Source organism: Salinicola halophilus, from assembly GCF_003206155.1.
GTDB lineage: Bacteria > Pseudomonadota > Gammaproteobacteria > Pseudomonadales > Halomonadaceae > Salinicola > Salinicola halophilus.
This window is the reverse complement of record NZ_PZJV01000001.1, coordinates 954,765-972,355: the sequence shown is the minus strand read 5'-3', so window position 1 is coordinate 972,355 and position 17,591 is coordinate 954,765. Positions and strand designations below refer to the sequence as shown.

Sequence of the window (17,591 nt, the reverse complement as noted above, 5' to 3'; positions counted from 1 at the left end):
TCGAAAAACGCCCCGCCAGACACTGTCTGGCGGGGCGTTGTCGTTTCGACGCTGCCGCCTCGAGCTCAACGGCAAGCAGGGCGAACCGTTTGAGGAAGGGGCGGCCGGTTGCGAAATTGGACGGGACCATGAGCCCGTCTCGGCCGCCTGCTAAAAAGGCGGGGCGAGAGGGGGCGAGATCCTGACGGCACTCAGTTCTGGCTGCGTTTGCTCATCATGCGCAAAAACGTTCGTCCCGCCGTCGCCAGGAAGATCGGGAAACCGGCGAGCAGGTAGAAGTAGTAGGTGACGAAGCGCCAGATCAGCACCGCCGCCGCCGCGCTTTGAGCGCCGATCAGCGGCGTCAGCATCGCCGACGAAGTCAGCTCCGCACCGCCGGCGCCACCGGGGAGAAAGCTCAGCTGCCCGGCGGCCATCGAGACCATCTGCACCAGAAAGGTCCACGCCCAGTCGATGTGCTGACCGAGACCCTGCACCACGAGATACAGAATGCTGTAGCGGATCAGCCAGTGGGCGCAGCAGAGCAGGAATACCGTCAGCAAAAGCCAGCGTGGCAGTCGCAGGGTTTCGACCAGGGAGTTGCGAAAATGCAGCAGCCGTCGGGCCAGGCCAAAACGCGAGCGGCGTTTGACGTTGAGCTTTTCGAGCCAGCGACCGGTGATCTGCATGACGCGCGCGTAGTTCGTGAGGGTCAGCCAGAGCAACCCCAGAGCCGTCACCAGGAGCAGCGTGGGCAGCCCGACGAGCCAGCCGAGGTTGAGATCCACCGCCTCGATCAACACGTAGATCGCCACGCCAACGAGGCCGGAGAGGAAGAACAGTAGATCGGTCAGCTGATCGACGGCAAAGATCGCCGAGGCCTGCGCCGGGCGCACGCCTCGCCGCGACAGCAGGCCCAGTAGCGTCAGTGGCCCGCCGGTGCCGCCTGGCGTGGCGCAGATCGCGAACTCGGTCGCCATGATGATCGAGAACGCCCGCGTCTGGGATAGCCGTCCGGCGCGCCCCGCGAGCAGCAGGCGCAGGCGCAGCGCGTTGATGTTCCAGCAGACGAAGACCATGCCGAGCATGATCATCAGCTGCGACGTAGGAAAGCCTCGAAGCTCGGTGACGATGCCGCGACCGCCAACCAGCAGCGGTATCGCCAGCGCCGCGACGAGCCCCAGTGCCAGAAACCAGAGGATGCGTTTCATGCCGTCGAACGGCCCCCAGACACTGTGTCGGTCGTCGGCGCCACGGTATCGAGCCAGTCTCGTTTGGTGATGGGCCGGCGATCGCTTGCGAGCAGCTGCTCGACCAGATTCAGCCAGTAATCGCGAGACACGCGATGGCGCATGTCGACCGGATGCAGCGCTAGACGGATGAGGGGGGCCGATTCGGCGCGGCGATACTGCAGCGTGCTGACGACGCGTGACATACCACGGCGCCAGGCGCTACGTGCGCTCCAGACGATGCTCGGGGCATCGATCGCCGTGAAATCGGGGAGGCGATAGAGGCGCTTGGGATCGCTGGTGTAGTGAAAGGCCCGCTCGGCCAGCGCCTCGCGGGTACCCTGGCTCATCAGCCAGGCCGGCGCGACGAAACCGCCATGCGGCCAGCCGCACGCCTCGAACTGTGCCATGCCGCGATCGAGCAGATCGCCCGCGGCTGCCCGGTCGAGCGCATAGAACTCGCCCTCCCACGTGTAGAGGCGGCGCATGTAGAACTCCCGGGGCGTTCGCGGCGCGGGCGCATCGTCGCGGTGGTAATAGCCGTGCAGCACCAGCTCGTCATCGAGCGCTAGGCGAGAGTCGAGCACCTGGCGTAGCCTAGCGCTGGCGCGGCACTCACCCCGCCCGTGAAAGTCCGGCACGACCAGCCAGGTGATGGGGATGCGGCGACCGTGGCGTGCGCCCAACGCATCCACGGCGGCGACGAACGTGCGATAGTCATCCCACGTTTCCGGCGCGATGTCGTGCAGCACCAGGGAAAAATGACGCTCAGCCATGCTGCGGGCCCTGCTGTGCTTCCCGGGTGCCGACGCTCGAGTGGGTCAGGCGTCGATAGTGCGAGCACAGCCCGTCGATGACGATGTCCCAGTCATGATGGCGCTCGACGTAGCGACGCGCGTGTCGACCGGTGCTCGCGGCATCGTGATTGTCGAAAAGCTCGCGAATCGCGCGGGCCATGTCCGTCGGCGAGTGTGGCTCGCTGAGCAGCCCGCAGCCGAGCGGAACGTTTTCGGTCAGCGCGCCGGCACGGGCCGCGACCACCGGAATGCCGCAGGCCATCGCCTCCAGTGCCACCAGCCCGAAGGTCTCCTGCGTCCCCGCATGGACGAGCACGTCGCTGCTGGCGAGCCAGCCCGCCACTTCTTCGGTCGGCGTGTAACGATCGATGACGCTGACGTTATCGGGTACCTGATGCGGCATGTTGGGGCCGACCAGCAGCAGGTGGTATCCCTTGCCGAGCTGACGCGCCATCGTCAGCAGATCGTGCAGGTTCTTCTCCCGCGAACCGCGACCGACGAAGATCATCAGCCTGGTGTCATCGTCGAGGCCCAGACGCGTACGCAGCTCGGGGTCCCGGTAGCGGGGATGGAAGCTCTCGAGGTCGACCCCCAGCGGCTGCACGGCAACGCGCTCGACGCCGATTCGCGCCAGCCGCTCGGCCATCACACGGCTCGGCGCGAGCACCTGGTCGAACTGGCGATAGAGTCTTCGCACGTAGCGGCCCACCAGCCGGTCACTGCCGAGTCCGACACGGTTGCTGATGAGCCGAGGCAGATCGGAGTGGTAAAAACCGACCACCGGGACGTCGAGTCGGCGTCCGGCGTCGAGCGCCGCCCAGCCCGTCACGTAGGGGTCGCCCGCCTCGATGATATCGGGGGCAAGACGCACGAGTTCACGCTCCCAACCACGTTTTCGCAGGGGAAAGCGGTAGCCCTGGCTGAACGGCAGGGGTGGGGAGGGAACCTGGTAGATGCCTTCGTCGGTGAAGGGCTGTGGCCCGGGAATCAACAGGCTACAGGTCGTACCGGGCCGGTTGGCCAGACGCCGATGCTTGGCGTCGAGATAAGTGCGGACCCCGCCGCTAGCGGGGGCATAGAACATCGTAACGTCGGCAATATGCAACGAGCCGCTCCTCTTAGAAACCGTCCCTGTCGATACGGCGCATTCCGAAAATGGTGCAGAGCGTCAGCGTGTCGGATGACCGCGAACCCACGCGATACCCGCGCCGTATAGGTCGAGGAGTATATCGCGTCACTGTCACGGGGTGTTCACACCATGGTGGTAGCCGCCGCTCGAGACGAGAGCGGCGGCCAAGGGCTCTTCAATCGGCAGGCGTGGCGACCAGTGAACGCGTGGCTTCCCGCGCTTCCACCAGCTTCACCCGAATGGCGTCGCCGAGCTTGTAGCGGGGCTCGTCGGCAATCTGGATGCGTCCCTCTTTGTCGTCGATGACGACCTGATTGCGGTCGCTGTGGATCAGCGGCGCGGGGACGAAAGCCGTGGCGCCGTTGGCGGTCAGGCGTACGCGCATCCCGCCGCGGCGAATGTCCATGATCTCGGCATCGAAAACCGTGCCGTCATCGAGGGAGGCGCCGAGGTAGCGCACGTAGAGCCAATCCTTCACGTCGCGCTCGGCCAAGCGGTTGAGTCGTCGGCGTTCGGTCAACTGCTCGGTGAGCTTCTGGCTCGCTTCTTCCGGCGCGGTCTCGGACTTGAGCACGCGCTTGATCAAGCGGTGGTTGACCATGTCGCCGTACTTGCGGATCGGCGAGGTCCAGGTGGCGTACGCGGGGAGCCCCAGGCCGAAGTGCGGGCCGGGCTTGGCCGACATGTTGGTATAGCCCTGGAAGCGGCGTAGACGCACGTCGAGCCAGGCATCCTCACGCGCATCCAGCGCCCGGCGAAACTCGCGGTAGCGGGGCAGCTCCGAGAGCTGTTCGCGCTCCACCTCGATGTCCTGACCGGCAAGAAACTCCATCGCCTGATCGATCTTCTCCGGCTCGAAAGCGTAATGGACGTTGAAGATGCCGTGACCGACCTCGCTTGCGAGCAGATCCGCGCAGCAGGCGTTGGCGACGATCATCGACTCCTCGATCATGCGCTGGGCGATGCGACGCTCTTCGGTGCGGATCGCCAGCACGTTGCCGGCGTCGTCGAGATCGAAGACGTAGTCGGGACGATCCTTGAACACCAGGGTGTTCGCCTCGCGCCAGGCGGCGCGCGCCTGGGTGAGCGCTTCCAGTGTCTTGAGCTGCTCGGCGATCGGCTCGGCGGGCGCGGCGGCGCCGGAGGCGTCTTCCAGCCAGTCGGAGACAGCGTCGTAGACCAGCCGGGATTGGGAGCGGATGTTGGCGGCAAAGAAACGATACTCGCCCAGCGAGCCGTCGGCGTGAACGTGCAGCCGACAGGCCAGCACCGGGCGCTCGACGTCCGGCTTCAGCGAGCAGAGATCATCGGCCAGCGCTTCCGGCAGCATGGTGATGTTCTGTCCCGGCAGATAGACGGTGAAGGCGCGGGTGCGCGCTTCCAGATCCGCCGGGTGCGACTCGTCGACGTAGGCCGTCGGGTCGGCGATCGCTACCGTCAGCATCCAGCCATCGTCGGCGGCTTCGATGCGCAGAGCATCGTCCATGTCCCGCGTCTTCTCACCGTCGATGGTGAAGAAGGGCTCATGGGTCAGGTCTTCGCGAGTCAGGCCTTCGTCGGCCAGCGGCCAGGACTCCGCAGCGGGCGGGCACTCCTGCTCGAGTGCGTGACGAGCGAGGGTGACGCGCCACGGCACTGCCGGGTCGTCGCTCTTGACCACCAACTCGTCGATCTGAGCGAAGAAACCGCGATCGTCCGGGCGCAGCGGGTGGCGGATCAGACGCGCCACCACCCAGTCGCCGTCGGCAATGGCGTCTTCCTCGAGCGAGCGCTTGAGTCGCGCCTTGAGCGCCAGGTTGATCGACGGATGGTCGGGCACGACGGCGAGGCGGCCTTCGCGTTTCTGAACCCGGGCGACGAAGCGTTCGAGCGAGGCTTCGAGCAGCGTCTCGGGTTCGGCCTGTTTCTTGTCGCCGTCCTCCTTGATCGTCGCTTCGATACGATCGCCGTGAAGAACGCGCTTCATTGCGGGCGGTGGAATGAAGTAAGAGCTGCCATCTTCGGACTCGAGAAAGCCGAAACCCTTCTCTGTGGCCTTGATGGTGCCCTGAACGCGGGGCGTGTTGGCACGAATCTCTTGTTTGAGCTGAGCCAGAAGATCGTTGTTCTGCAGCATCGGATCGAATCGGTCGGTGGACGAGAGCGCCACTATACGGATTCCGTCAGGGCCACGCCAATGACCGTCCTTCCGCCAGTGAAAGGCGCGCGGGCCTGCGAGGGTCAGGGGGCGCCGACGCACGCGACCGGCGCGTGAAGCGCGAACGCCGTGAACGAGAAAGTGCATGACGACACGCCACCCATCGGATGAGAGGCACGGCGCAAGGGAGAGCACCGAACGAAGCCAGGCGAATAGAACGAAGGGTCAGCGACGGCAACTGGGAAATTGGTATGCAAGTGGTTATGTTGGTGGCTGTCGGTCGTTGCCCTCGATCCACCGGTTTACTGCTGAGAGCCCACTATCGTCATGAACGCTTTCGAACTTCCCCTCGACCCGAGTCACGCCACGCCGCTCTATCTGCAGCTGGCCGAGCGCCTCGTCGAGGCGATCGACAGCGGGCAGTGGCGAACGGGCCAGGCGCTGCCCTCCGAGCGCGCCCTCGCCGAACGGCTGGGCGTATCGCGCATTACCGCGCGCAAGGCGCTGGACCGATTGGTCGCGCGAGGGCAGGCACGACGCGCGCGCGGCTCGGGCACTTTCGTCGCGCCCCGCGTCGATCCTTCGCTGTCACGGCTGACCAGCTTCACGGAACTGCTGATTCAACGCGGCCACCGGCCCAGCTCCCGCTGGCTGGGCCGTGAGACAGGCTCGGCGAGTTCGGATGAGCGGGACCGGCTCGATCTTACCGCCGGGGCGACGGTCTGCCGACTCAAGCGCCTGCGCCTGGCCGACGACGTCGTGGTCGCAATGGAGGAGAGCTGCCTGCCATCCAGCGTGCTCGCCGAGCCACAGTCGGTGACGCACTCGCTCTATGCGACGCTTGCCGCGCTGGGTACGCCGATCGTCAGAGCGCGCCAGCACGTCTCCGCGATCAACGCCACGCCGGCGCTCGCCCGGCTCGCCGAGGTCGAGGCCGGGCAGGCGCTACTCATGATGACCCGCGTCGGCTACCTCGCCGACGGCCGCCCGGCGGAGCTGACGGTGACCTACTGCCGCACCGACTATTACGACTTCCAGGTAGTGCTGACCCCATGATGCCCTGTGCGAGCGTCGCCGACGGTCGCGCTAGATCGCCATTCAACACTGCCATTCAAGACCGTCATTCGAGACAGGAACGCCCATGCTCTACGGCAACATACTCACCCCCGACGGCTGGCGACTCGGCAGCCTGAACTGGCAGGCGGGGCGGATCAGCGTCATCGACGGCGAGGCCGTGGACCCCAAGACCAATGCCTATCCACGCATCCTGCCGGGCTTCGTCGATCTGCACGTTCACGGCGGCGGCGGGGCGGACGCGATGGAGGGGGGCGACGCCGCGACGACGCTGGCGCGAACCCACGCGCGCTTCGGCACCACCAGCCTGCTGGTGACCACCATGACCGCGCCGCTCGACGACATCCGCCGCGTTCTTGCCGAGACGGCGCAGGTAGTGAGCGCTGGCCCCGACCAGGGCGCACGCGTGCTCGGCGTGCATCTGGAGGGGCCCTACCTCAACCCGGACAAGCTCGGCGCCCAGCCGCCCCACGCCCGGCCGGGCACGATCGAGGCGATGGAGGCGCTGCTCGCGCTGGCGCCGATCCGGCTGGTCACGCTCGCCCCGGAGCTGCAGGGTCACGCCGCGCTGATCCGCCATCTCGCCGATCGCGGCGTGCGTGTGCAGCTCGGGCATACGCTCGCCAGCTACGAGGAGGGGGTCGCGGCCCTCGGCCACGGCGCCAGCGGTTTCACCCATCTGTTCAACGCCATGACCGGGCTGCATCACCGCGAGCCGGGCGTGGTAGGGGCGGCGCTGGCCCACGCCGAATATGCCGAGATCATCCCGGATCTGCTTCACGTCCACCCGGGGGCCATCCGTGCGGCGCTGCGGAGCATTCCGCGGCTCTATGCGGTGACCGACTCCACCTCGGCGGCGGGCATGCCGGACGGCGACTATCGTCTCGGCGAGCAGCACGTCGTCAAGTGTCTCGGTGGCGTCCGCCTCGCCGACGGCACTCTGGCCGGCAGTACGCTGACCATGGATCAGGCCCTGCGCAATTTCGTCGAGATCGGCCTCGATCTCGCCGAGGCCTCGGATCGGCTCTCCCGATTTCCCGCCGAGTTTCTGGGGGAGACCGACGTCGGCCGGCTGGCCCCCGGTGCCCACGCGGATATCGCGGTTTTCTCGCCGGCGCTCGAGCTCGAGGCGGTCTATGTCGGCGGCGAACGGCTCGACTCCGTCGCCGGCGATCACGCAACCCCATTACCCACCTCTGAGGAGTCGGTCTGATGTCACTCATGTTGCAGGAGGCGCAGAGCGCCCCGGCTCAGCTTGCCCGCCAGTGGTCCGCCAACGCCGAGCGCGTCGTCGAGATCGGCCATCGTCTACGCGAAGCCGACCCCCGCGGTGCGCTCACCGTGGCCCGGGGTAGCTCGGACCACGCTGCGGCCTACTTCGGCTATCTCGGGATGAAGCGCCTGGGACTGCCGGTGGCATCGATCCCGCCGTCGCTGGGGACCGTCTCGCCGGCACCGTGGCGGGTTCGGGGTCAGCTGGCAGTGGCCATCTCTCAGTCCGGCGCGAGCCCGGATCTGCTCGCCGCCCAGCGGGCGCTCGCCGACGGCGGCGCGCGCACGCTGGCGCTGGTCAATACGCCCGACTCGCCGCTCGGCGAGGCCAGCGACGAGACGCTGCTGCTGCACGCCGGCGCCGAGAAGAGCGTCGCGGCGACCAAGAGCTATCTGGCCACGCTCGCCGCCGGCGCGCATCTCGTCGGCGCCTGGCAAGCCGATGGTGAGCTGCTCGCCGCCCTCGAGCGACTCCCCGAGCGTCTCGAGCGAGCGGCCGCGTTCAGCTGGCAGCCGGCGATCGAGGCCCTGCAGGGCGTGGACCGCATGATGGTGATCGGCCGCGGCGTCGGGCTGGGGATCGCCCAGGAGGCGGCGCTCAAGTTCAAGGAGACCTGTGGCATTCAGGCCGAGGCGTTCAGCGCCGCCGAAGTGCGTCACGGACCGATGGCGCTGGTCGGTTCGGGCTATCCCGTGCTGGTGTTCGCGCCCCCCGGGCCGGAGCAGGCGGGACTGCTCGAACTGGCCGCCTGGCTCGAAAGCGTTGGGGCTCGGGTGCTGCTGGCGGCGGATGACGGCGTCGCTTCGCGTCAGCTCGATCTGGTCGATGCCGGTCACGACGACCTCCAGCCGCTGTCGACGATCCAGAGCTTCTACCCGATGGCGGCGGCGCTCGCCGTGGCGCGGGGTGGCGACCCCGACCGGCCGCCGCACCTCAAGAAGGTGACGCGTACCCTTTGACCATCCCAGGGCGCTGACCGCCCGGCGGTCAGCCATCCACCCGGTTCGAACGAGAGTCTTTGCATGCAAGCTTCAACACAGACACTGCTCGCCCCGATGCGGGGCGTCGTCGTCCCGCTCGACGAAGTCCCGGACCCCGTCTTCGCCGGCGCTGCCATGGGCCCCGGCATCGCCATCGATCCGCTCGATGACACCCTTCACGCCCCCTGCGAGGGGGAGATCGTCCACTGTGCGCGCACCCATCATGCGCTGACCCTTCGCGGCACTGACGGCAGCGAGTGGCTGATGCACATCGGCCTGGATACCGTCGATCTCAATGGCAAGGGCTTCGAGATGAGGGTGACGGAGGGCGATCGCGTCGCGGCCGGGCAGGCGCTGTGCCGTTTCGATGTGGACCGTCTGGCCCAGGACGCCACCGCGTTGATCACCCCGCTGGTGCTGACCAACGCCGACGGTCGCCAGATCGAGTGGCGCGCAGCGCCGGGCACGATCGTCGAACTCGGTGCCGAGCTGCTGGCGGTGACGCTCGCCGCCGATGCCAGCGAGGCGTCCCCCTCGGTCGACGCAGACACGACGGCTCCCGCCGCCGCTGATGCGTCGACCCGGGAGGCGAGGGTGGCGGCGAGCAGCGGTCTGCATGCCCGCCCCGCGGCGAGACTGCGAGCGCTGGCGGCCGAGTTCGCGGTGGAGATGACGCTGTCACACGGCGAGCGCGAAGCCAGCGTCGCCAGTCTCAGCGGGCTGCTCGGGCTCGGTCTGGTACAGCACGATCGTGTCAGTGTGGTCGTCCGGGGCGCGCGGGCCGAGGCCGCCGCCGAGGCGGCAGTCGAGCTGCTCGAGCGCGCGGAGCCCGGCGAGGCGGCCCGGCCGTCGACGGATGGCAGGGGAAGCGATCACCAGAACGAGACGGTACGGCAAACGGCGCCCGGTACGCTCAGTGGCCTGCCGGCGAGTCCGGGGCTGGCAGTGGGGCGGCTGCGTCATTTCCAACGCGCGTTGCCGACGGTCGCTAGGGACGCCGACGACGGCGCCGAGGAGCGTCGGGCGCTGGAGGCCGCGCTTCTGCAAGTCGCGGAGGCGCTGGACCAGTCGCAGCGCCGCGCCCGGGTGCGCCAGCAGAGCGCCGAGGCGGAGATATTCGAGGCGCACCGGGCGTGGCTGGACGATCCTGAGCTGAAAATCGCCGCCGAGGCGCGTATCGATGCCGGACGCAGTGCCGGGCGGGCCTGGTTCGAGGCGCTCGAGAGCGAGATCACGCGACTCGAGGCCTCGAAAAGCGCCGTGCTGGCGGCCCGCGCCTCGGATCTGCGCGATCTGCAGCGTCAGGTCATGCAGGCGCTGTCCGTCGACGGCGAGGCCGTGGATGAGGATGTGGTCGGGGCGATCCTGGTCGCCCGTGAACTGACGCCCTCCGAGTTCGTCGCCGTTGCCGAGCGCATCGCCGGGCTCTGTCTGGCCGCAGGCGGAACCACCTCCCACGTGGCGATTCTGGCCCGGGCCCGCGGCGTACCCTGCGTGGTGGCGCTGGGCGAGTCGCTGATGACCCTCGAGGCCGGCGAGGTGTGTCTCGATGCCGACCGCGCGACGCTGGAATTCACCCCGGACGCCGAGCGCCTGGCGGCCTTTCGCGCCGAGCGCACGCGGCGGGAGCAGACCGAGCGCGAGGCGCGGGAGAACGCCGATGCCCCGGCGATCACGCAAGACGGTCGCCACGTTCACGTGCTCGCCAACGTCGGCTCGGCCGCCGAGGCCGTCACCGCCGCCGAAGCCGGCGCCGAGGGCGTGGGGCTGATGCGCAGCGAGTTTCTGTTTCTCGCCGGCGACGAGGCGCCGAGCCAGCAAGCGCAGCGCGAGGTGTACGCGGCCACCGTCGAGGCCTTCGGCGGTCGCCCGGTCACCGTGCGGCTGCTGGATATCGGTGCCGACAAGCAGCTCGGCTACGTGACCTTGCCGTCGGTACCCAATCCGGCGCTCGGCGAGCGCGGCGTCAGGCTCTGGCACACATTACCCGCGCTCTTCGAGACTCAGCTCGACGCGCTGCTTGAAGCCGCCGAGGCGGGCGCCCGCAACGCCGAGGGCGTGCCGGCACTGCGGCTGATGGTGCCGATGGTGAGCGACGCCACCGAGCTGCGTTTCGTCCGCGAGCGCCTGCGCGAGCGTGCCGAGCGGCTGGGCATCACCCAGCTGCCGCTGCTGGGGGCGATGGTGGAGGTGCCGAGCGCGGCGCTCGGTGCGGCGAGCCTCGCCCGCGAGGCGGACTTTCTCTCCATCGGCACCAACGATCTCACCCAGTACGCGCTGGCGATGGACCGAGAGGCGACGGCGCTGGCGGCGCGCTGCGACGTTCTGCATCCCGGCGTGTTGAAGCTGATCGAGCTCTGCGTGCAGGGGGCGGCGGGGCAGTGCCCGGTCGGCGTCTGCGGCGCGGCGGCGGGGGATCCTCTCGCCGCTGCCGTGCTGGTCGCGCTGGGCGTCGACGAGCTGTCGGTGGAACCCGCCCGCGTTGCCGGCGTAAAGGCCGAGCTGCGCAAGCTCGACGTCGCCGGCGTGCGTGAGGCACTGCCGTCGCTGATGGCACGCGACGATGCCGCAGGCGTGCGCGCGACGCTGGCCGCGCTGGCGTCACAATCGACTGCCACTCCATAACAAGAATTCGGAGTTATCCATGATCAAGACCTTCGGTTCCCGACTGATGGGCGGGCTGCAAAAGCTCGGACGCTCGCTGATGCTGCCGATCGCGGTGCTGCCGGTGGCGGGGCTGCTGCTGCGACTCGGCCAGCCCGACCTGCTGGACATCGCCTTCATCGCCAACGCCGGCAACGCGATCTTTGCCAACCTGGCGCTGATCTTCGCCATCGGTGTCGCGGTGGGCTTCGCCGACGACGACAACGGTGCCGCGGGCATGGCAGGCGTCGTCGGCTATCTGGTCCTCAACGGCGTGCTGGAGACGCTCAACCCCGAGATCAACATGGGGGTGCTCTCCGGCATCATCATCGGCAGCGTGGCGGGGCTGCTCTACAACCGCTACAAGGCGATCAAGCTGCCGGACTATCTGGCGTTCTTCGGCGGGCGGCGCTTCATTCCCATCGCAACCGGCTTGGCGGCGGTGGCGCTCGGCGGGCTCTTCGGCATCATCTGGCCGCCGATCCAGCACGGTATCGACCAGCTCGGGCAGTGGCTGATCGATGCCGGCAATCTGGGGCTCTTCGTCTACGGCGTGCTCAACCGCGTGCTGATCGTCACCGGCCTGCACCACGTGCTCAACAGCTTCATCTGGTTCATCTTCGGCACCTTCGAGGGCGCCACCGGCGATCTCAACCGCTTCTTTGCTGGCGACCCCAGCGCGGGCAGTTTCATGGCGGGCTTCTTCCCGGTGATGATGTTCGGTCTGCCGGCGGCGGCGCTGGCGATGTACCACACGGCAGCGAAGTCGCGCCGGGCGCAGGTCGGCGGGCTACTGCTGTCGCTGGCACTGACGGCGTTCCTGACCGGGGTGACGGAGCCGATCGAGTTCTCCTTCATGTTCCTGGCGCCGGCCCTCTATGCGCTGCACGCGGTGCTCACCGGGGTGTCGATGGCGGTGATGAACCTGCTCGACGTCAAGCTTGGCTTCACCTTCTCCGCCGGCGCGTTCGACTACGCGCTCTCCTACGGGCTCTCGACCAATGGCTGGCTGATGATTCCCGTAGGGCTGGTCTATTTCGCGCTCTACTACGTCGTCTTTCGCTGGGCGATTCTGCGCTTCGATCTGCCGACACCGGGGCGGGAGCCGGAAACGGCAGGCAGTGTCGCGACGCCGAACGCCGAGGGCGATGCTCGCGGTGGCGCCTTCGTGACCGCGCTCGGCGGCGCGGGCAATCTCATCAGCGTGGGTGCCTGTACTACCCGGCTGCGGCTGGTGCTCGAGGATGACGAACGCATCGACGAGCCGGCACTCAAGGCGCTCGGCGCCCGCGGCGTGCTGCATCTGCGCGGCGGCGGACTGCAGGTGATACTCGGTCCCATCGCCGATGGCGTGGCCGACGAGATTCGCGTCAGCGTGCGCGAGCACGGCCAGACGTTGAAGACGGCACCGACGCCGGCAAGCGACGAAGGCCTGGCCCATGCAAGGCTCGACGACGCCTCCCGTGAGGCCTGGCTCGCGGCCTTGGGCGGTCGCGACAACTTGCGTGAGCTCTCGGCCGTCGCGACCACGCGGCTGCGTCTGACGCTCGCCGATGCGTCCCACCTCGACGAGAGGGCGCTCGAGTCACTGGGCACGCTCGGCATTCAGCGCCTCGAGGGCGGCCTGATCCATCTGGTGGTCGGGCGTCAGGCGGTGGCGATCGCCGAGTCGTTGGCGGCCCCCGCTCCCGGCGCGTGACGTCTTGAGCGATCTTGCCCGAGACCCGCACGATGCCGGTGCTCCAGACCGCCCGCCTCAGTGCGGGCGGTCTTCATCTCGCCGCACGCGGAGAAGCCGTGGTCTGCGGCAATAGTCCAATGGCGTGCGCCTGCCGGCAAAACGTCGCTAAGCTGAAACCGAAGTCGAATGGAAGGAGGTTGGCTGTCTCGACCCGCTTTTTCTAAGAAAAAGGGTAATAACGATGAAGAGTGCAAACGTTAGTTCCGATGCGCGCGACGGCAAGCGCAACGTTTTCGTCGTGGGGCTCAACGATTTCAATCGGGCTCGTCTGGCTCGGCTGAGAGGTGCCGAGCAGTGCCATTTTCTCGGCGTCATCGACCCCGCCGAGGTGTACGACACCGAGATCTTTCCCATCGAGGAGATGGTCGAGCGCGCCGGCGCCACGCTCGAGGCGTTCGATGAGCGTATCGATGCCATCGTCGGCTACATGGATTTTCCCGTCTCCACCATGCTGCCGCTACTCTGCGAGCGCTTCCATACCCGCACCACGAGCCTCGAGAGCCTGCTCAAGTGCGAGCACAAGTACTGGAGCCGGCTGCTCCAGCGTGAGGTGATCGGCAACTACATCCCGCGTTTCACCGCCTTCGACCCGTTCGACGATGACGCGCTGGCAACGATCGGTAGTGCCGGGCTCTACTTCCCGTTCTTCATCAAGCCGATCAAGTCGTCGGGGTCGCGGCTCGGGTTCCGTATCGATCAGCCCGAGGACTTCACCTCCGCCATCGCGCAGCTACGCGAGCAGATCGGCTCGATCTCGGCGCCGTTCAATTTCATCCTCGATCAGGCCGACGTCCCCGACGAAGTGCGAGCGGTGGACGGGGGGTTCTGCATGGCCGAGGAGATCATCGGCGGCTGGCAGTGCACGGTGGAGGGCTACGTTCACGAGGGGCGAGTCGAGCCCTACGGTATCGTCGACTCGCTGCGCTATCCCCACGTGCTCAGCTTCCTCTGCTACCACTACCCCTCGACGCTGCCCGAGCCGATCCAGGCAAAAATGCGCGAGCTGACCGTCACCGTTCTCGAGCACATCGGCTTCGACAACGCCGCCTTCAACGTCGAATTCTTCTGGGATGAAGTGCAGAACCGGATCTGGCTGCTCGAAATCAACACGCGTATCTCTCAGTCCCACTGCGACATTTTCGAGAAGGTCGACGGCGTCAGCCACCAGCAGGTGACCGTCGATCTCGCGCTCGGTCGATCGCCCGACATGCCGCACCGCGAGGGCGAATTCCCCGTGGCCGGCAAGTTCTTCTACCGCGTGTTCTTCGGCGATGCCGTGGTCAGCCAGGTGCCGAGCGAAGAGGCGCTGGCAGCGCTTTGCCAAGACTTTCCCGGCACCGTCATCGATCTGCAGGTCACTGCCGGGCAGCGCCTCTCCTCGCTGCCCGAGCAGGACAGCTACAGCTATGCGCTGGCCTACGTCTGGATGGGGGCGGCAGACAGCGAAACGCTGGCGGCGAACTACCGACGTCTCGCCGACCGGCTTCATTTCGAGTTCACCGATGTGACGAGCTGAGGGCTCGCCGTTCTGGGGGTAGGCATGCAGATCATCAACGATTTTCCCCATCCGGTCCTCGAAGAGGAGACCTGGATCGAATTGGCGGACGGCACCCGACTGGCGGCGCGCATCCGACGGCCGGCCGAGGGGCCGCCGGTGCCGGCGATTCTCGAGTACCTGCCGTATCGCAAGCGCGATCTCACCGCCCAGCGCGACGCCGGCATGCATCACTACTGGGCCGGGCACGGCTACGCCGGCGTGCGCGTGGATATCCGCGGCACCGGCGAGTCCGACGGCGTGCTCGAGGACGAGTACCTGCAGAGCGAGCTCGACGACGGCGTGGCGGTCATCGAATGGCTGGCGCGCCAGAGCTGGTGCGACGGCAGCGTCGGCATGGTGGGGATCTCCTGGGGCGGCTTCAACGGGCTGCAGATCGCCGCACTGCAGCCGCCGGCACTCAAGGCGGTCATTACCCTGTGCTCCACCGACGACCGCTACGCGGATGACGTCCACCACATGGGCGGCTGCCTGCTGGTGGACAATCTCTCCTGGGCCTCGACCATGCTCGACGGCAACGCCTGCCCGCCGGACCCGGCGCTGGTGGGGGAGCGCTGGCGCGAGATGTGGCACCAGCGGCTGGCGGGCAGCGGTCTGTGGCTCGAGAAATGGCTCCAGCATCAGCGCCGCGACGACTACTGGAAGCACGGCTCGGTGTGCGAGGACTTCAGCGCCATTCGCTGCCCGGTCTACGCCATCAGCGGCTGGGCCGACGGCTACTGCAACGCGGTCTTCCGGCTGCTGGCCGGGCTGTCGTCGCCCTGCAAGGGGCTGGTCGGGCCGTGGTCGCACAAGTATCCGCACCTTGGCGTACCCGGGCCGGCGATCGGTTTCCTGCAGGAATCGTTGCGCTGGTGGGACTACTGGCTCAAGGGGATCGACACCGGGATCATGCAGGAGCCGGCGCTCAGGGTCTGGATGCAGGAGTCCGCGCCGCCCTCGACCCGCTACGACGAGCGCCCTGGGCGCTGGGTCGCGGAGCCGAGCTGGCCCTCCGCCAACATCGAGATGCAGCACTTTCGGCTGACGCCGGGTCACGATCTGATACCCGAGGACGATCGCGCGCCGCCACCGCTGGACCGACCACTGACGCTGCGCTCCCCGCTATCGGTCGGGCTGCACTCCGGCAAGTGGTGCTCCTATAACGCGCCGCCGGATCTGCCCCACGATCAGCGCGAGGAGGACGGCGGGGCGCTGGTCTTCCAGACCGAATCGCTGGAGATGCCGCTGGAAATCTGCGGCCAGCCCTGGCTGGAACTCTCCCTGTCGGCCGATCAGCCGGTGGCAATGGTCGCGGTACGCCTGATCGACATTCATCCCGACGACAAGGCGACCCGCGTCTCCTGGGGCCTGCTCAACCTGACCCATCGTGACGGCCACGAGCACCCCGAGCCGCTCAAGCCCGGCGAGACCTATCGCGTCCGGGTGTCGCTCAAGCACATCGCCCAGCAGTTTCCCGCCGGCCATGCGATACGGATCTCCGTGTCGACCAGCTACTGGCCGCTGGCCTGGCCCGCGCCGGTACCGGTCCGCCTGACACTGCATCCGGCAGACTGCCGGCTGCATCTACCGGTGCGCGCCCCGCGTCCGGCGGAGGAGGCCGCACTGCTCGACTTCGGTCCGCCGCAGGCGGCGACGCCGCTCGCGACCACGGTACTCGAGCCGCCCACGGAAGCGTGGCGCGCGATTCGCGATCTCGCCTCTCACCTCAACACGCTGGAGGTGATCAACGACGAGGGGCGCTACCGCTTCGATGAGATCGATCTCGAGATCGCCGCCCGGGTCACCGAGCGCTACAGCTATGCCTATGGCGACTACGATAGCGTCGAGGGCACGACGCTGTGGGAGCGAGAATTTCGCCGCGGCGACTGGCACGTGCGCCTGGTCAGCCATACGCGCCTGACCTCGAATCGCGAAGCGTTTCGTATCCAGGCGACGCTCGACGCCTGGGAAGGGGAGTCGCGGGTGTATTCCCAGAGCTGGGACGATCACGTGCCACGAGACCTGGTTTAGGCACGCCAGACGCCTGCCTCGACAGGTTCCAATCGCAGGGCGGGAAGCGGCAGAAAACGCATCGAAAGGGGCGCGAGACGAGAGAGCCGTCTCGCCGCTGGCGCGCCCATGGCCTAAGGTCGGTTATCGAGCGTCAGAGAACGACCATGAGTCACCAACGAACACGCTCGTTTCCCCTTTCCGACAAGGAGTCTGCATGCGCCAGCATCTGATCGTCAGCGATCTCGACAGCACACTGCTCGATGGCGAGCATCGTATCGACGACCTCACCCGCGACACCCTGCGCGAACTCTCGGCCCAGGGCCATGTGATTGCGCTGGCTTCGGGGCGACACTACCGCGACATCGCGACGTTTCGCCGGCTGCTCGACATTCCCGCCTGGCTCATCAGCAGCAACGGCGCCTACGTCCACGATCCCGAAGACAACGTCGTCGGCGAGGCGCTGGTGCCGGCAGCGCGGGCCGAGGCGCTCACCCAGCTGCCGCGCCCCGACGACGTCCGGCTCAATCTCTACACCCGGGACCGCTGGCTGATCGACGCCGAGGCGCCCGCGCTCCTGAAACTTCACCAGACCACGGGGTTCACCTACGAGGTGACGGATCTCGCGGCCGCCGCGGTCGACGAGCCGGTGGGCAAGGTGCTCTACATCGGCGAGCCGGCGGCACTGTCGCCGATCGAAAGAACGCTACGGGAGCGTTTCGAGGCGTCGCTGCACGTGACCTACTCCGCCGCGGATTCGCTGGAGATCATGGGGCAGGGGGTCAACAAGGCATCGGCGCTCGAACGTGTGCTCGCCGCGCTCGACATGGACCCGTCGCAGACGCTTGCCTTCGGCGACAACTTCAACGACGTCGAGATGCTGACGCTGGCAGGCCACGCCTTCGTCGTCGACAACGCCCATCCAGAGGTCGTCGAGCGGTTGCCGCGAGCGACGCGTATCGGGTCGCATCGCGAGGCGGGCGTCGCACGCCGGCTGCGAGCGTTCTTCCGCCTCGACTGACGCGCGACGGTTTACCCCACGGCGCCAAGCATGCCGCCGAG

At 67.6% G+C, this 17,591-nt stretch carries 12 protein-coding genes; 8 read left to right on the top strand and 4 right to left on the bottom strand.

Annotated elements, in window-relative coordinates; genetic code table 11:
- Positions 1-191: 191 nt before the first annotated feature.
- From DOM33_RS04345 to DOM33_RS04330, 4 genes are all read right to left on the bottom strand, one after another.
- On the bottom strand, positions 192-1,190 hold the full coding sequence (locus tag DOM33_RS04345) for a glucosaminyl phosphatidylglycerol flippase (RefSeq protein ID WP_110666126.1): 999 nt from the start codon (positions 1,188-1,190) through the stop codon (positions 192-194).
- Positions 1,187-1,984: an N-acetylglucosaminyl phosphatidylglycerol deacetylase gene (locus tag DOM33_RS04340; RefSeq protein WP_110666124.1), complete on the bottom strand. Its 798-nt coding sequence runs from the start codon at positions 1,982-1,984 to the stop codon at positions 1,187-1,189. The genes DOM33_RS04345 and DOM33_RS04340 overlap by 4 nt, the downstream gene beginning before the upstream one ends.
- The gene (locus tag DOM33_RS04335) at positions 1,977-3,110 is read right to left on the bottom strand and encodes an N-acetylglucosaminyl phosphatidylglycerol synthase (RefSeq protein ID WP_110666122.1); all 1,134 of its coding nucleotides are present in this window, start codon (positions 3,108-3,110) and stop codon (positions 1,977-1,979) included. Before DOM33_RS04335 ends, DOM33_RS04340 begins: the two co-directional genes overlap by 8 nt.
- A 199-nt stretch (positions 3,111-3,309) precedes the next feature.
- Positions 3,310-5,250 carry an exoribonuclease II gene (locus DOM33_RS04330; RefSeq protein WP_110667526.1) on the bottom strand — a complete coding sequence of 647 codons (1,941 nt, stop codon included), beginning with the start codon at positions 5,248-5,250 and terminating at the stop codon, positions 3,310-3,312.
- Positions 5,251-5,598: 348 nt separating this feature from the next.
- Here DOM33_RS04330 and DOM33_RS04325 point away from each other — a divergent pair, with 348 nt between their 5' ends.
- The 8 genes from DOM33_RS04325 (at position 5,599) to DOM33_RS04290 (ending at position 17,550) form a co-directional block, all read left to right on the top strand.
- A complete protein-coding gene (locus DOM33_RS04325; RefSeq protein WP_110666120.1) occupies positions 5,599-6,327 on the top strand; it encodes a GntR family transcriptional regulator in 729 nt (242 codons plus the stop codon).
- A gap of 85 nt (positions 6,328-6,412) precedes the next feature.
- Positions 6,413-7,558 carry an N-acetylglucosamine-6-phosphate deacetylase gene (gene nagA, locus DOM33_RS04320; protein ID WP_110666118.1) on the top strand — a complete coding sequence of 382 codons (1,146 nt, stop codon included), beginning with the start codon at positions 6,413-6,415 and terminating at the stop codon, positions 7,556-7,558.
- Positions 7,558-8,577: an SIS domain-containing protein gene (locus tag DOM33_RS04315; protein WP_110666115.1), complete on the top strand. Its 1,020-nt coding sequence runs from the start codon at positions 7,558-7,560 to the stop codon at positions 8,575-8,577. The genes nagA and DOM33_RS04315 overlap by 1 nt, the downstream gene beginning before the upstream one ends.
- Positions 8,578-8,640: 63 nt before the next feature.
- Positions 8,641-11,223 (top strand): phosphoenolpyruvate--protein phosphotransferase, encoded by a 2,583-nt coding sequence (ptsP, locus tag DOM33_RS04310; protein WP_110666113.1) that lies wholly within the window; start codon positions 8,641-8,643, stop codon positions 11,221-11,223.
- Between the two features lie 19 nt (positions 11,224-11,242).
- Positions 11,243-12,940 carry an N-acetylglucosamine-specific PTS transporter subunit IIBC gene (nagE, locus tag DOM33_RS04305; RefSeq protein WP_110666111.1) on the top strand — a complete coding sequence of 566 codons (1,698 nt, stop codon included), beginning with the start codon at positions 11,243-11,245 and terminating at the stop codon, positions 12,938-12,940.
- 223 nt (positions 12,941-13,163) lie between these two features.
- Positions 13,164-14,498 carry an ATP-grasp domain-containing protein gene (locus DOM33_RS04300; protein ID WP_110666109.1) on the top strand — a complete coding sequence of 445 codons (1,335 nt, stop codon included), beginning with the start codon at positions 13,164-13,166 and terminating at the stop codon, positions 14,496-14,498.
- Positions 14,499-14,522: 24 nt separating this feature from the next.
- On the top strand, positions 14,523-16,550 hold the full coding sequence (locus DOM33_RS04295) for a CocE/NonD family hydrolase (RefSeq protein WP_110666107.1): 2,028 nt from the start codon (positions 14,523-14,525) through the stop codon (positions 16,548-16,550).
- Positions 16,551-16,746: 196 nt separating this feature from the next.
- Positions 16,747-17,550, top strand: coding sequence for a Cof-type HAD-IIB family hydrolase (locus tag DOM33_RS04290; protein ID WP_110666105.1), 804 nt, complete (start codon positions 16,747-16,749; stop codon positions 17,548-17,550).
- Positions 17,551-17,591 lie beyond the last annotated feature (41 nt).